Genomic DNA, 12,953 nt, shown 5'->3' on the forward strand with positions numbered 1-12,953 from the left:
GGGCTTTTGCGCATCAACACGCCGCCGGATTTCGCGTCCGGCGGCGTTTGTCGTTCATGACGACCGCTCCCTTCTGCAGATCGACGCCAGAGCGCGCGAGCGCATTCTCCCTAGTACGAAAACGCCGCCCCATGCGCCATCCGGCGGCGTTCGCTTTTTCAGACGACGACCGGCTCCATCTCCAAATCGACGCCGAATCGCGCGAGCACATCGCTTCTGATCGCTTCAGCCAGTTGGAGCACTTGCGCGCCGGTCGCGCCGCCGCGATTCACGAGCACGAGTGCTTGCCGCTCGTGCACCGCCGCCCCGCCGATGCCGCGCCCCTTCCACCCGCACTGGTCGATCAGCCAGCCCGCCGCGAGCTTCACGCTGCCGTCCGGCTGCGCGTACGAGACGACGCCGGGTTCGCGCGCGCGCAACGCGTAGAACGCTTCTGCGCTCACAACCGGATTCTTGAAGAAGCTGCCCGCGTTGCCGAGCACGGTCCAGTCCGGCAGCTTCGCGCGACGCACGGCGATCACGGCGTCGAAGATGGCCTGCGCGTCGCACGACGACGCGCCTTCCAGCGCGCGCGCGACGTCCGCGTAATCGGCGCGCGGCGTCCACGCTTTCGGCAGACGGAAAACCACTGACGTGATCAGGAACCGCCCGCGCCCCGCGCGCTTGAAGAAGCTGTCGCGGTAGCCGAACGCGCACGCGTCGCGGTCGAATTCGGCTCGCGCGCCCGTCGCCATCTCCACGGCGTGAAGCCGCTCGAAGCGCTCGCCCATTTCGAGGCCGTATGCGCCGATGTTCTGGATCGGCGCGGCGCCCACGGTGCCGGGAATCAGCGCGAGGTTTTCGAGCCCCGGCATGCCCTGTGCGAGCGTCCACGCAACGAACGCATGCCAGTTCTCGCCCGCGCCGGCTTCGACCAGATACGCGTCGTCGTCCTCGCCGATCACACGCTTGCCCATGATGCCGACGACGAGCGCGACGCCCTCGAAATCGCGCGTCAACACGACGTTGCTGCCGCCGCCGAGCACGAGGCGAGGCATGCCGGCGATCCGCGCGTCGGCGGCGAGCGCAGCGGCGGCCTCGACGCTATCGATCTGCATCGCGTGACGCGCGCGAACATCGAAGCCGAACGTGTTGTGCGGACGCAGCGAGTAATCCGCGAGGAGCGCGGGCGCGGGAAAGAAGGCGTCGGACATGAGGAACCGCGTGGCGAATGCAGGAATGGAAGCGGCCTTGGGGAAAACCAAAGCGCGTCGGTAGAATGACGTCAGGTCCGTGATTATAGCGAGTGCGCGCGCCGCGCCCGCCCTCGCCCAACGAAGAAGGGGAAGACAGATGCCATCGTTTGACGTCGTCAGCGAAGCAAACATGATCGAAGTGAAGAACGCGATCGAGCAGTCCAACAAGGAAATCTCGACGCGCTTCGACTTCAAGGGTTCGGATTCACGCGTCGAGCAGAAGGAGCGCGAGTTGACGCTCTACGCCGACGACGACTTCAAGCTCGGCCAGGTGAAGGACGTGCTGCTGTCGAAGCTCGCCAAGCGCGGCGTCGACGTGCGGTTCCTGGACTATGGCAAGCAGGAGAAGATCGGCGGCGACAAGCTGAAGCAGGTCGTCACCATCAAAAAAGGCGTGTCGGGCGATCTGGCGAAGAAAGTCGTCAAGATCGTGAAGGACAGCAAGATCAAGGTGCAGGCGAGCATTCAGGGCGATGCCGTGCGCGTGCAAGGCGCGAAGCGCGACGATTTGCAGAGCACCATCGCGCTCTTGAAGAAAGAAGTGACGGATACGCCGCTCGACTTCAACAACTTCCGCGACTGATTATCGCGAGTCGCTTGCGAAAAAGCCGTTCCGCGCAATGCCGGAACGGCTTTTTTGTTGTTTACTGCACCGCCTTTTTCTTGTCGCCGATGCGGCTTTCCTTGCCCGCAAGCAGCTTCGAAATGTTCGCGCGATGCCGCCAGATTAGAAGCGCGCTCATGGCAAGCACGGCGAGCGAGATGCGGCTCGGCCCGAACAGGAACACCTGAAAGAACGGCGCGAACACGGCAGCGACGAGCGCCGCGAGCGACGAGTACCGGAAGAAGAACGCGATGATGAGCCACGTCAGGAGCGTCGCGAGCCCGAGCACCGGATGAATGGCGAGCAGCACGCCCGCGGCCGTCGCCACGCCCTTGCCGCCCTGAAACTTGAAGAAGATCGGGTACAGATGGCCGAGGAATACGGCGATGGCCGAGAGCGCGATGCACGTTGCAAGCCCCGTCGCATCGAGCCCGAAGCGCGCGCCGAAGTGCGCGACGAGCCATACGGGCAGCCAGCCCTTGAAGGCATCGCCGATCAGCGTCAGGATGGCCGCGCGCTTGTTACCGGTGCGCAGCACGTTGGTCGCACCGGGATTGCCCGAGCCGTAGGAGCGCGGGTCGTCGAGTCCCATCGCCGCGCTGACGACGACGGCAAACGAAATCGAGCCGATCAGGTAGGACACGACGGCGACGATCAGATCAATCATGTGTTCCTTTAAGCGTGACGAGTCGGGGCGAAAGCGCGGTCAGCATTCTAATCGACGCTCGCGCACTGCACGGGCTTCGCACCGAGCAGTTCGGTCAGCACGGCGGGATTTAGGCTCACCAGATAGCCGCGCCGCCCGCCGTTCAGATAGATGGTGTCGAGATCGAGAATGCTCGATTCGACGTACACGGGCATCGCCTTCTTCGTGCCGAACGGCGACGTGCCGCCGACGAGATAGCCGGAGTGCCGGTTCGCCACCTCCGGCTTGCAAGGCTCGATGCGTTTCGCGCCCGTCTGCCGCGCGAGATTCTTCGTGGACACGGTGCGGTCGCCGTGCATCAGCACGATGAGCGGCTTCGCGTGCTCGTCTTCCATCACGAGCGTCTTGACCACGCAATGTTCGTCCACGCCGAGCTGCCGCGCCGATTCCTCGGTGCCGCCATGCTCGACGTAATCGTACGGATGCTCGCCGAACTCCACCTTGTGACGGCGCAGGAATTGCGTCGCAGGTGTCTCGGAAACGTGTTTGATTTTCGACATGGACGCATTGTAGCGGCGCGGGATGCGGCTCACCATCGGCCATTCGGCCTAGTGGTGCAGCGTCTCCCGATGTCGTACGATCGTTCGACTCACGACAGGACCTTGCCATGATCCGCGACGCCGAAACTCAAACGCTGCTGGAAGACACCATTCGCCGCTTCGTGCGCGAGAAGCTCGTGCCGCGCGAAGCCGAAGTCGACGAAACCGACGCCATTCCCGCCGACCTGATCGCTGCCATGCGCGAGATCGGCATGTTCGGCCTCACCATTCCGGAGGCGTACGGCGGCCTCGGCCTCACGATGGAAGAGGAAGTGCGCGTCGCGTTCGAGCTCGGGCAGACGTCGCCGGCCTTTCGCTCGGTGATCGGCACGAACAACGGCATCGGGTCGATCGGCATTCTGCTCGACGGCACCGAAGAACAGAAAGCGCACTATCTGCCGAAGCTCGCGGCGGGCGAGCTAATCGGCTCGTTCTGCCTCACGGAGCCGGATTCGGGCTCGGACGCCGCGTCGCTCAAAACCACGGCCCGGCGCGACGGCGACGCGTACGTGCTCAACGGCACCAAGCGCTACATCACGAACGCGCCGGAAGCGGGCATCTACACCGTGATGGCCCGAACGAGCGACGCGAAGGGCGCGAGCGGCATTTCGGCGTTCATCGTCGAGCGCGATACGCCGGGTTTGTCGCTCGGCAAGCCGGACCGCAAGATGGGCCAGCGCGGCGCGCATACCAGCGACGTGATCTTCGAGAACTGCCGCGTGAGCGCCAGTCAACTGATCGGCGGCGTGGAAGGCGTCGGCTTCAAGACGGCCATGAAAACGCTCGACAAAGGCCGCATCCACATTGCGGCCGTCGCGGTCGGCGCGGCGAAGCGCATGTTGCGCGATGCCCTCGCCTACGCGATGGAACGTCGTCAGTTCGGGCAGCCGATCGCGGAATTCCAGCTCGTGCAGGGCATGCTCGCCGACAGCAAAGCCGAGTTGTACGCCGCCGAATGCATGGTGCTCGACGCCGCGCGCCGTCGCGACGAGGGCCGCGACGTGTCCATCGAAGCGTCGTGCGCAAAGTATTTCGCCACCGAGATGTGCGGGCGCGTCGCGGACCGCGCCGTGCAAGTGCACGGCGGCGCGGGCTATATCGCGGAGTACGGCATCGAGCGGTTCTATCGCGACGTGCGGCTTTTCCGGCTCTACGAAGGCACGTCGCAGATCCAGCAGGTGATCATCGCGCGGGGACTCATGCGCGGCGCGGACATCTAGCCCCGCGGATGATGCTCGCGGTGCAGCTTCTGCAGGCGTTCACGCGCGACGTGCGTATAGATTTGCGTCGTCGAAATATCGGAGTGGCCGAGCAGCAGTTGCACCACGCGCAGGTCCGCGCCGTGATTGAGCAGATGCGTCGCGAACGCGTGGCGCAACGTGTGCGGCGAAAGCGGCGCGTGCACGCCGCCGTTCAGCGCATGACGCTTGATGATGTTCCAGAACTGCTGGCGCGTCATGCCCTCGCCGCGCGCCGTGACGAAGAGCGCATCGGCGGCGCGCGGGCCGAGCAGCGCCGGGCGTGAGTCGCGCAGATAGCGCATCAACCAATCGTGCGCCGCTTCGCCGAACGGCACGAGGCGCTCCTTCGAGCCCTTGCCCATCACGCGCACCACGCCTTCGTTCAGGCCGACTTCCACGGTTTTCAGCGTGACGAGTTCGGTCACGCGCAGGCCGCTCGCGTACATCAGTTCGAGCATGGTGCGATCGCGCAAGCCGAGCGGCGTCTCGATATCGGGCGCGTGCAGCAGGGCTTCGACTTGCGATTCATTGAGCGTCGAAGGAAAACGCGGCGGCTGCTTCGCCGAACGCAGCTTGAGCGTCGGGTCGGCGCTCGCGCGATGTTCGCGCATCGCCCACGCGTAATAGCGGCGAAAGACCGACAGACGCCGGTTCGCGGAGGTCGCCTTGTCGCCGCGCCGCGCGGCCATGTAGCCGTTCATGTCCGCTTCGGTGGCGGCGTCGATGGACGCGCCACGTGTCTTCGCGAGCCACTCGGCGAAGAGCCGCAAGTCGCGCCGGTAGGCATCGAGCGAATTCTTGGCGAGCCCGTGTTCCAGCCACAACGCATCGCAGAACAGGTCGATGGCGTCGCTGCTCGCGGTCAGTTCGGGCGTGTCGAGTGCCTCAGTGGTTGCGGTCGTCGCGGTGGTTGCGCTCGTCATGCGATGGATACACCTTCATGCGCCAGCAGCCAGCGCTTCACGTCACGGAAGAAGCCATCGCCCGGATGATGCGCGAATCCGCCGATTCCGCCCGCCGCGACGACCCGGTGGCACGGTATCACGATCGGCAGCGGATTGGAGCCGCACGCCTGCCCGACCGCGCGCGGCACGCTGCCGATTTCACGCGCGAGTTGTCCGTAAGTCCAGACTTGCCTCGCCCCGATTCCGCTGATGCCGCGCCACACGCGCTGTTGGAACGCGGTGCCGCCGAGAGCGAGCGGCAGATCGAAGCGCATCGAAGGCGTCTCGAAGTAGCGGCGAATCTGATAGGCGGCTTCCTGCACGAGGGGCGCATGCGCCTCGATGTTCTCGACATGCGCCGGCAGATAGACGATCTCGCGCACGGCGCGATCGTCCGCGCGGATGCCGACTTTGCCGAACGGCGCGTCGATGACGGCGTCGAACTGGCGCGTCGGCGGTGCGGTCGGTTCCACCGCGATGAAGCCGCCTTCAGACAGCATGCTCTTCATGCGTTTCTCCTTGCTTCAGCGCCCAGCCAACATGCTCGCGCACGATCTCGGACGGATCGTCCGCGCGCCCTCGCAATGCGTCGATGATCGCCGCGCGTTGCTCGCCTTCCAATGACGAGCGCAACGCATTGCCCATGCCGACGGCGATATTGCGCAGCCATCGCTCGTACCCGATGCGGCGAATCGCGCTGCCCTGCATGCGCGTGTCGAACTCGTCGGCGGTCCACGAGAACAGTTCGACGAGCGTCGCACGATCCAGCCCATGACGCACGTCGAAGTCCGCGACCGGCGCGGCCTGCGCGAACTTGTTCCACGGACACGCAAGCTGGCAGTCGTCGCAACCGTAGACGCGATTGCCGATCAGCGGGCGCATGTCCTCGGGAATGCTGCCGTGCAATTCGATGGTCAGATATGAGATGCAGCGCCGCGCATCCACGCGATACGGCGCGACGATCGCGCCCGTCGGACATGCGCCGACGCAGCGCGTGCACTGGCCGCAATGCGCGCCGTCGTGCTCGGGTTCCGGGTCGACAGGCAACGGCAGATCGACGTAAATCTCGCCGAGAAAGAAGAGCGATCCGGCATCGCGGTCGAGCAGCAGCGTGTGCTTGCCGCGCCAGCCGTTGCCCGCCTTCTGCGCGAGCGCCACTTCGAGCACCGGCGCGGAATCCGTAAACGCGCGATGCCCGAACTGCCCGATCTCGCTCTCTATCCGCTCGGCGAGTTGCTGCAAGCGGTTGCGCATGACCTTGTGATAGTCGCGGCCCCGCGCGTAAATGGACACCACGGCCTGCGAGGGATCGGCGAGCCGCTTCCATTCGACCGCGCGCCAGTCGTTCTTCTGACCATCGGCTGTCGCGACACTTTCATCGCCCGTTTGCGCGAGCGTCGCAGCGGGCAGATAGGCCATGCGCGCCGTGATGACCCGTCGCGTGCCGGCCACAAGCTCGGCTGGCCTTGCGCGTTTCATCCCATGTTTGGCCATATAATCCATTTCGCCGTGATAGCCTGCTTCGAGCCAATTGGCGAGGCCTTCCTCGGCATCCGTCAGGTCGATATCGCTGATACCGACCGCACCGAATCCCAACTCGCGCCCCCACGCCCTGATGCGCCGCGCGAGCTCCGCCAGCGCGGCCTCGTCGTTCTCCAACGGATGCAAGGCGCGCGACTCGACGGCGGCGGCGCTCGTCGCTGCCGTGATTTCAGTGACTTCAGTGGAGTGGTCCGGCAAACGGTTCATCACTCTATTTTACGAGCAATGCCCGAGAACCTCGCACCATCGACGCCCGATCTGCCCGCCGCGCTCATCGAACGACGCTTCGAGTTGCGCGACGAAGCCGCGACGCTCGCATTCGGCGAACGCTTCGCAGAGGCCATCGGATACACGCGCGCTCAGGCCGCGCCCGAACCATTTCACGGCTTGCAGGTCCAGTTGATCGGCGATCTCGGCGCGGGCAAAACGACACTCGTGCGCGCAACGCTGCGTGCGCTCGGTCATGCGGGCCGCGTGAAGAGCCCGACTTACACGCTCGTCGAGCCCTATTCGCTCGATGCGCCCGGCGGCCCGCTCGACGTCTATCACTTCGATCTGTACCGCTTCGCCGATCCGGCCGAATGGGCCGATGCCGGCTTTCGCGAGTATTTCGACCGGGGCGCGGTGTGTCTCGTCGAATGGCCGCAACAAGCGGGCGGCTTGCTCGGCGTGCCGGACCTCGTGTTCGCGTTGACGCTTTCTCACGCCAGCGCACCAACGACGCAGACGAACGAAGAAGAAGGCCGCGTGCTGACCGCGCGGGCGTTTAGCGAAACAGGAAAGACATGTCTCGAAAGATGCTGATCAAGCCGTTCCACTCGATCGAATCGAGCGCGAGCGCGCCGCACAACTGGCGCCGGCGTCAGGTGCTGCGCGCGGGCGCTTCGACGCTGATGCTGGCGCTCGTCGGCCCGAAGCTCGCGCACGCGAGTTCCGTGCTCGGCGTGCGCGTGTGGCCGGCGCGCGACTACACGCGCGTGACGATCGAATCCGACCAGCCGCTCACGAACAGCAATCAACTGCTTCAGGGACCGGACCGGCTCGTCGTCGATCTGAACGGCATCGATCTGGATCAGGCGCTGCGAGACCTCGTCTCCAAGATCACGCCGAACGATCCGCAGATTCAGGCGGTGCGCGTCGGCCAGTATCAGCCGCATGTGGTGCGCATGGTGTTCGACCTGAAGGGCTCGGTGAAGCCGCAGGTGTTCACGCTCGGGCCGATCGGCAGCTACAAGTATCGGCTCGTGTTCGATCTGTATCCGGCCGTCGCGCCCGATCCGCTGATGGAACTGCTCGCGCAGACCGAGCACAAGCAGGAAGCGTTCGATCGCGCGAATCCGAATCCGTCCGCGCCGCCGCCCGCCACGCTTTCGGGTCCGGCCACGGCGCAAAAGCCGCTCGCGCACGATTCCACGGACGACTTCTTTCAGAAGTACGCGGGCAACGATCTTCCGGACGACACGGCGAAAGCACCGCCCGCAGTCAAACCGCGCGTGCCGCCCGTCGCCGTGCCGCCCGTCATCGCGAAGAAGAACGACGACGATGACGACAGCCACTACGCGTTCTCCGCGCCGAAGCAGGATCGCGCCGCCACGACGCGCCTGCTGACCGTGGCGATCGATCCCGGTCACGGCGGCGAAGATCCCGGCGCGATCGGCGGCGCGGGCACGTACGAGAAGCACATCGCGCTCGACATCGCGAAAAAGCTGCGCGCGAAGATCGACGCCCAGCCGAACATGCGCGCGATGATGACGCGCGACGCCGACTTCTTCGTGCCGCTCAACGTGCGCGTGCAGAAGGCGCAGCGCGTCGGCGCTGACCTCTTCGTGTCGATTCACGCGGACGCGTTCACGACGCCCGATGCGCGCGGCTCGTCGGTGTTCGCGCTGTCGGAACACGGGGCGTCGAGCGCGGCGGCGCGCTGGATGGCGAACAAGGAGAACTCGTCGGATCAGGTCGGCGGCATCAACGTGAAGACGCAGGACGCGAGCGTGAACCGCGCGCTGTTCGACATGTCGACAACCGCGCAGATTCGCGATTCGATGCGCTACGGCAGCTTCGTGCTGAACGAGATCGGCGGCATCAACAAGCTGCACAAGGGATCGGTCGAGCAGGCGGGCTTCGCCGTGCTAAAGGCGCCGGATATTCCGTCTATCCTCGTGGAAACCGCGTTCATCAGCAATCCGGATGAAGAAGCGCGCCTGAACGACGACGCCTATCGCGACAAGATGGCCAACGCGATTCTGAAAGGCATCAAGCGGTACTTCGCGGCGAATCCGCCGCTCGCCAAGAGCCGCATGACGTAAGCGGCGCGCGCAGAGCTTCAGCGTTCCGCAGGACGGCGCTCGCGGCTTCGTTCAGCGCGCCGCGGGCAGAAACCGCTGCGCGAGCCGTCCGCCGAACACGTTCACCGCCAGCCCCGCCATCACCAGCGCCGCGCCCGCGAGCTGCGTGCCGTTCAACGCCTCGCCGAGAAACACCGCGGCCGACGCGAGCCCGATCACCGGCACCAGCAGCGAGAACGGCGCGACCTGCGCCGCCGGATACCGCGCGAGCAGCTTGCCCCACAAGCTATAGCCGACGATCGTCGCAATGAACGAGAGATAACAGACCGCGAGCACCGACACCATCGGAATGGCTGCGAGGCTCGATTCGATACGCGCCGGTCCTTCGAAGATCAGCGACAGCACCAGAAACGGAAGCGGCGGAATGAGGCTCGCCCACACGACGAGCGACAGCAGATCGACCTTGCCCATGCGCTTGGTCGCGACGTTGCCGAGCGCCCACATGGCGGACGCGCCGAGCGTGAAGAGAAAGCCGGTGAGCGTCATCGCGTGGCCGCCGCGCATGCCGATCAGCGCGAGCCCGGCCGCCGCGATCAACACGCCCATCACGTTCGCTGCGCGAATGCGCTCGCCGAGGAACATCGCGGCGAAGATCAGCGTGAAGAAAGCCTGCGCCTGAAGCACCAGCGACGCGAGCCCCGCCGGCATCCCGACATACATGCCGTAGAAGAGCAGCGCGAACTGCCCGAGCGAAATGGTAAGGCCGTACGCGAAGAGCCAGCGCAGCGGAATCTGCGGGCGCTTGACGAAGAACACGGGCGTCGCGGCGAGCGCGAAGCGCAGCGCGCCGAGCAGCATCGGCGGGACGCCATGCAGGCCGAGCTTGATGACGACGAAGTTCACGCCCCAAGCAAAAATAACCACCGTTGCTATCAGCAAATCCTTTGGCGACATCGCCGCTCCCCTGTTCCGTGCGCGCTATGCGAGCGATCGGACGAGTGTAGCGAAGCGAATCTGCGAAGGATTGTGAAAAACTGCGCTCAACGTGGTTTTAGGAAGCGCACAACGAAAAAGCGCCCGCGCCCGTTTCGAGGGCGTGGGCGCTTGGCGGCTGACGAAGGCCGCGGCCGGGCGCTTACTTGCTCTGGCCGGACTCCGTAGCCGCGTTGTTGCCGGTTTCGACGGCAGGCGTCTTCTTGGTGCCGGCCGACGCATGGCCCGTATGCCGGTGCGACCGGTGCTTCTTGGTCGTGGTCGTGCCCATGTCGGAGCCGCCGCCCGCGCCGGTCGATGCATCGCCCTGCGCGGCCGCGCCCGAATTGCCGCCCATCGCGGCCGACGAGTTGCCCGACGAAGTCTGTGCAAACGCGCCGGTGGCGGCAGTGGCGCTAAAAAGGCCCGCGGCGATGGCGATCAACAGCTTGTTCTTGCTCATTGTTTCTCTCTCCTATCAAGAGTGCGCAAAGCTGCACGCATGCTTCAAAATGCGCGGCCGGTCGCGACCGCACGGAACGGTGAAGGGTTGAGCGCGCGCCCGAACCGCCGGACGAGCGCCTGTCTGCAGCCGCCGGTAGAATCGGCGGTTCTGGTGCGCCATTCCGACGCCCGCCTCTACCTTCCGGTGACCTGCCATGTCCTCGACGATCCGCGCGCAGTTGAAACCTCATCAACACGACGTCGGCGGCCTCATGGTGAGGCGCGTCCTTCCCGCGCTCGCCGCGCGCACCGTCGGACCCTTCATTTTTTTCGACCATATCGGACCCGCAACCCTCGTGCCCGGCAAGGGCCTCGACGTGCGTCCGCATCCGCATATCGGACTCGCGACAGTCACGTATCTGTTCGACGGCGCGATCATGCACCGCGATAGCGTCGGTTCGGTGCAGAAGATCGTTCCCGGCGACGTGAACTGGATGACCGCCGGGCGCGGCATCGTGCACTCGGAACGCACGCCTGACGGAGAGCGCGCCGCCGGGCAGACGATGCACGGCATCCAGACGTGGGTGGCGCTGCCCATGGCGAGCGAGGAAGTGGAGCCGTCGTTCGAGCATCACGCGGCCGCGACGCTGCCGCAGATCGAGCGCGCGGGCGTCACGCTGCGCGTGATCGCGGGCACGGCGTTCGGCGCGACCGCCCCGACCCGCACGTTCTCGCCGACGCTCTACGTCGCGGCGCACTTCGCGGCTGGCAGCGAACTCCCGCTCGATACGGAGCACGAGGAACGCGGCGTGTATCTCGTCGACGGTGACCTCACGATCGACGGCGAAAGCCTGCCCCCGCAGCAAATGGCGGTGCTCGCGACGGGCGTCCCCGCGAAGCTCGCGAGCGCGAACGGCGCCGTCGTAATGCTGCTCGGAGGCGCACGGCTCGACGGCGCGCGCTTCATCGAATGGAACTTCGTGTCCAGTTCGCGGGACAAGATAGAAGCCGCGAAGCGCGCGTGGAGCGAGCAGCGCATGGGCCAGGTGCCGGGCGAAACCGAATTCATCCCGCTGCCGCCGCCGCGCCGCGAAGAGCGCGCGCCGGAGGCATGAAGCCTGCGGCACGCGACCACGAAAAGCATTGAGACACACGCGGATCGTCCCCATCTGACATTTCAGGATAGCTCGCAAGTTTGAGGAGAAACGCATGGATACGACCCTTGCCACATTCGAGAACGACGTCATCAACGCGTCGATGCTCGCCCCTGTGCTCGTCGACTTCTGGGCGCCGTGGTGCGGCCCGTGCAAGACGCTAGGCCCGATGCTGGAACGGCTCGAAGCGGAAGCCGGCGGCGCGTGGAAGCTTGTCAAAGTGAACGTCGACGAGAATCAGGAACTCGCGCAGCACTTCCAGGTGCGCAGCATCCCGCATGTGATCGCGTTCGCTGAAGGCCGGCCGATCGACCAGTTCATCGGCGTGCTGCCCGAAGGCCAGTTGCGCGCTTTTCTCGACAAGCTCGTGCCCGGCGGCGCCGACACCGAACGCCGCGCCGCGCATAACGCGTGGGCGCTCGGCAATCGCAAGGAAGCGATCGACCGGATCAAGGCCGCGCTCGCGCTCGATCCCGGCTACGACGAGGCGCGGCTCGACCTGATCGAATGGCTGCTCGCGGAACGGCGCATCGAGGACGCGAAGGCCGAGGACAAGCTGCTCTCGCCGAAGACGACGCAAGGCATCGACGCGCGCTACAACGCGCTGAAGACCGAGATCGACGCCGCCGAAGCCGCCGCCGCGCTGCCGCCCGCCGATGCGCTGATCGACGCGGTGAACGCGAACCCGGACGATCTCGAGGCGCGTTTTGCGCTCGCAAACCGCCTGATCGCCGGCCGCGACTATGGCGGCGCGCTGGAGCACTTGCTTGCGATCGTCGAGCGCGACCGCAGCTTCATGGACGACGTCGGCCGCAAGACGATGCTTTCCGTGTTCGAGCTCGCGTCGAATCAGCCGGATCTCGTGTCGTACTGGCGACGCAGGTTGAGCGCGGCGATCAACTAAGAACTGAAGCGCAGTGAAATCAGCGGCCAGCCCCGAAAGGCTCGCCGTTGTCGTTTCTTTGATCAGGAACTTTTGTCAGTTCACGCAACACGAACGCCGCCGCCGCAAAACCGAACCTCGCGCTCACGCACGCTTCATCCGAAGCCCGCGCGATCTGGCGGTTATCGTCTCTTCGATCAGGAACGCTTCGCCAGTTCGCGCAGCACGAAAGCCGCCGCAAGGGCGAAGCTCGCGCTCACGCACGCATCACCCGAAGCCCGCGCGAACTAGCCGTTATCGTTTCTTCGATCAAGAACGCTTCGCCAGTTCGCGCAACACGAACGCCGCCGCCGTGAAGCCGAAGCTCGCGGTCACGCAACCGCTCGATCAGAAGCCCGCGCGAT

14 protein-coding genes are annotated in these 12,953 nt (G+C 65.5%); 6 read left to right on the plus strand and 8 right to left on the minus strand.

Annotation, left to right across the window (positions count from 1 at the left end; translation table 11 throughout):
- Window positions 1-158: 158 nt before the first annotated feature.
- A complete protein-coding gene (gene murB / locus JYK05_RS10380; RefSeq protein ID WP_206466880.1) occupies window positions 159-1,193 on the minus strand; it encodes a UDP-N-acetylmuramate dehydrogenase in 1,035 nt (344 codons plus the stop codon).
- A 139-nt stretch (window positions 1,194-1,332) separates the two neighbouring features.
- On the opposite strand from murB, the gene JYK05_RS10385 reads away from it, so the two are divergent.
- Window positions 1,333-1,818 (plus strand): YajQ family cyclic di-GMP-binding protein, encoded by a 486-nt coding sequence (locus JYK05_RS10385; RefSeq protein WP_175944867.1) that lies wholly within the window; start codon window positions 1,333-1,335, stop codon window positions 1,816-1,818.
- A gap of 61 nt (window positions 1,819-1,879) precedes the next feature.
- Here the strand turns inward: JYK05_RS10385 and plsY are convergent, their stop codons facing one another.
- Window positions 1,880-2,506, minus strand: coding sequence for a glycerol-3-phosphate 1-O-acyltransferase PlsY (gene plsY, locus JYK05_RS10390; RefSeq protein WP_206466881.1), 627 nt, complete (start codon window positions 2,504-2,506; stop codon window positions 1,880-1,882).
- Window positions 2,507-2,553: 47 nt separating this feature from the next.
- Window positions 2,554-3,045: a Cys-tRNA(Pro) deacylase gene (gene ybaK, locus JYK05_RS10395; RefSeq protein WP_175944871.1), complete on the minus strand. Its 492-nt coding sequence runs from the start codon at window positions 3,043-3,045 to the stop codon at window positions 2,554-2,556.
- A gap of 107 nt (window positions 3,046-3,152) precedes the next feature.
- On the opposite strand from ybaK, the gene JYK05_RS10400 reads away from it, so the two are divergent.
- Complete coding sequence (locus JYK05_RS10400) at window positions 3,153-4,304, plus strand: acyl-CoA dehydrogenase family protein (RefSeq protein ID WP_175944873.1); 1,152 nt, start codon at window positions 3,153-3,155, stop codon at window positions 4,302-4,304.
- On the opposite strand, the gene xerD is transcribed toward JYK05_RS10400, so the two are convergent.
- Genes xerD through queG form a run of 3 tightly spaced genes read right to left on the minus strand, consistent with a single transcriptional unit; the run spans window position 4,301 to window position 7,018 of the window.
- On the minus strand, window positions 4,301-5,248 hold the full coding sequence (gene xerD / locus JYK05_RS10405) for a site-specific tyrosine recombinase XerD (RefSeq protein ID WP_175944875.1): 948 nt from the start codon (window positions 5,246-5,248) through the stop codon (window positions 4,301-4,303). The genes JYK05_RS10400 and xerD overlap by 4 nt on opposite strands.
- A complete protein-coding gene (locus JYK05_RS10410) occupies window positions 5,245-5,769 on the minus strand; it encodes a methylated-DNA--[protein]-cysteine S-methyltransferase (RefSeq protein WP_175945295.1) in 525 nt (174 codons plus the stop codon). The genes xerD and JYK05_RS10410 overlap by 4 nt, the downstream gene beginning before the upstream one ends.
- Entirely contained in the window at window positions 5,759-7,018 is a 1,260-nt protein-coding gene (gene queG, locus JYK05_RS10415) for a tRNA epoxyqueuosine(34) reductase QueG (RefSeq protein WP_175944877.1), read from the minus strand. The genes JYK05_RS10410 and queG overlap by 11 nt, the downstream gene beginning before the upstream one ends.
- An 18-nt stretch (window positions 7,019-7,036) precedes the next feature.
- Between queG and tsaE the strand changes: the two genes are divergently transcribed.
- Together tsaE and JYK05_RS10425 are read left to right on the plus strand one after the other, a co-directional pair.
- Window positions 7,037-7,615, plus strand: coding sequence for a tRNA (adenosine(37)-N6)-threonylcarbamoyltransferase complex ATPase subunit type 1 TsaE (gene tsaE / locus JYK05_RS10420; RefSeq protein ID WP_206466887.1), 579 nt, complete (start codon window positions 7,037-7,039; stop codon window positions 7,613-7,615).
- Complete coding sequence (locus tag JYK05_RS10425; protein WP_206466888.1) at window positions 7,597-9,117, plus strand: N-acetylmuramoyl-L-alanine amidase; 1,521 nt, start codon at window positions 7,597-7,599, stop codon at window positions 9,115-9,117. The genes tsaE and JYK05_RS10425 overlap by 19 nt, the downstream gene beginning before the upstream one ends.
- 51 nt (window positions 9,118-9,168) lie before the next feature.
- Here JYK05_RS10425 and JYK05_RS10430 read toward each other — a convergent pair whose 3' ends face one another.
- Both JYK05_RS10430 and JYK05_RS10435 read right to left on the minus strand, forming a co-directional pair.
- On the minus strand, window positions 9,169-10,050 hold the full coding sequence (locus JYK05_RS10430; protein ID WP_206466890.1) for an EamA family transporter: 882 nt from the start codon (window positions 10,048-10,050) through the stop codon (window positions 9,169-9,171).
- 181 nt (window positions 10,051-10,231) lie between these two features.
- Entirely contained in the window at window positions 10,232-10,531 is a 300-nt protein-coding gene (locus tag JYK05_RS10435; RefSeq protein ID WP_206466892.1) for a hypothetical protein, read from the minus strand.
- Between the two features lie 196 nt (window positions 10,532-10,727).
- On the opposite strand from JYK05_RS10435, the gene JYK05_RS10440 reads away from it, so the two are divergent.
- Both JYK05_RS10440 and trxA read left to right on the plus strand, forming a co-directional pair.
- Complete coding sequence (locus tag JYK05_RS10440; RefSeq protein WP_206466894.1) at window positions 10,728-11,627, plus strand: pirin family protein; 900 nt, start codon at window positions 10,728-10,730, stop codon at window positions 11,625-11,627.
- 94 nt (window positions 11,628-11,721) lie between these two features.
- A complete protein-coding gene (gene trxA, locus JYK05_RS10445) occupies window positions 11,722-12,570 on the plus strand; it encodes a thioredoxin (RefSeq protein ID WP_206466896.1) in 849 nt (282 codons plus the stop codon).
- Window positions 12,571-12,953 lie beyond the last annotated feature (383 nt).

It is taken from the genome of Caballeronia sp. M1242, from assembly GCF_017220215.1.
GTDB lineage: Bacteria > Pseudomonadota > Gammaproteobacteria > Burkholderiales > Burkholderiaceae > Caballeronia.

Excerpts from the sequence above, each read along its gene's own strand:
- murB (WP_206466880.1), bottom strand. The coding sequence starts at position 1,193 with ATGTCCGACGCCTTCTTTCCCGCGCCCGCGCTCCTCGCGGATTACTCG.
- JYK05_RS10385 (WP_175944867.1), top strand. The coding sequence starts at position 1,333 with ATGCCATCGTTTGACGTCGTCAGCGAAGCAAACATGATCGAAGTGAAG.
- plsY (WP_206466881.1), bottom strand. The coding sequence starts at position 2,506 with ATGATTGATCTGATCGTCGCCGTCGTGTCCTACCTGATCGGCTCGATT.
- ybaK (WP_175944871.1), bottom strand. The coding sequence starts at position 3,045 with ATGTCGAAAATCAAACACGTTTCCGAGACACCTGCGACGCAATTCCTG.
- JYK05_RS10400 (WP_175944873.1), top strand. The coding sequence starts at position 3,153 with ATGATCCGCGACGCCGAAACTCAAACGCTGCTGGAAGACACCATTCGC.
- xerD (WP_175944875.1), bottom strand. The coding sequence starts at position 5,248 with ATGACGAGCGCAACCACCGCGACGACCGCAACCACTGAGGCACTCGAC.
- JYK05_RS10410 (WP_175945295.1), bottom strand. The coding sequence starts at position 5,769 with ATGCTGTCTGAAGGCGGCTTCATCGCGGTGGAACCGACCGCACCGCCG.
- queG (WP_175944877.1), bottom strand. The coding sequence starts at position 7,018 with ATGAACCGTTTGCCGGACCACTCCACTGAAGTCACTGAAATCACGGCA.
- tsaE (WP_206466887.1), top strand. The coding sequence starts at position 7,037 with ATGCCCGAGAACCTCGCACCATCGACGCCCGATCTGCCCGCCGCGCTC.
- JYK05_RS10425 (WP_206466888.1), top strand. The coding sequence starts at position 7,597 with ATGTCTCGAAAGATGCTGATCAAGCCGTTCCACTCGATCGAATCGAGC.
- JYK05_RS10430 (WP_206466890.1), bottom strand. The coding sequence starts at position 10,050 with ATGTCGCCAAAGGATTTGCTGATAGCAACGGTGGTTATTTTTGCTTGG.
- JYK05_RS10435 (WP_206466892.1), bottom strand. The coding sequence starts at position 10,531 with ATGAGCAAGAACAAGCTGTTGATCGCCATCGCCGCGGGCCTTTTTAGC.
- JYK05_RS10440 (WP_206466894.1), top strand. The coding sequence starts at position 10,728 with ATGTCCTCGACGATCCGCGCGCAGTTGAAACCTCATCAACACGACGTC.
- trxA (WP_206466896.1), top strand. The coding sequence starts at position 11,722 with ATGGATACGACCCTTGCCACATTCGAGAACGACGTCATCAACGCGTCG.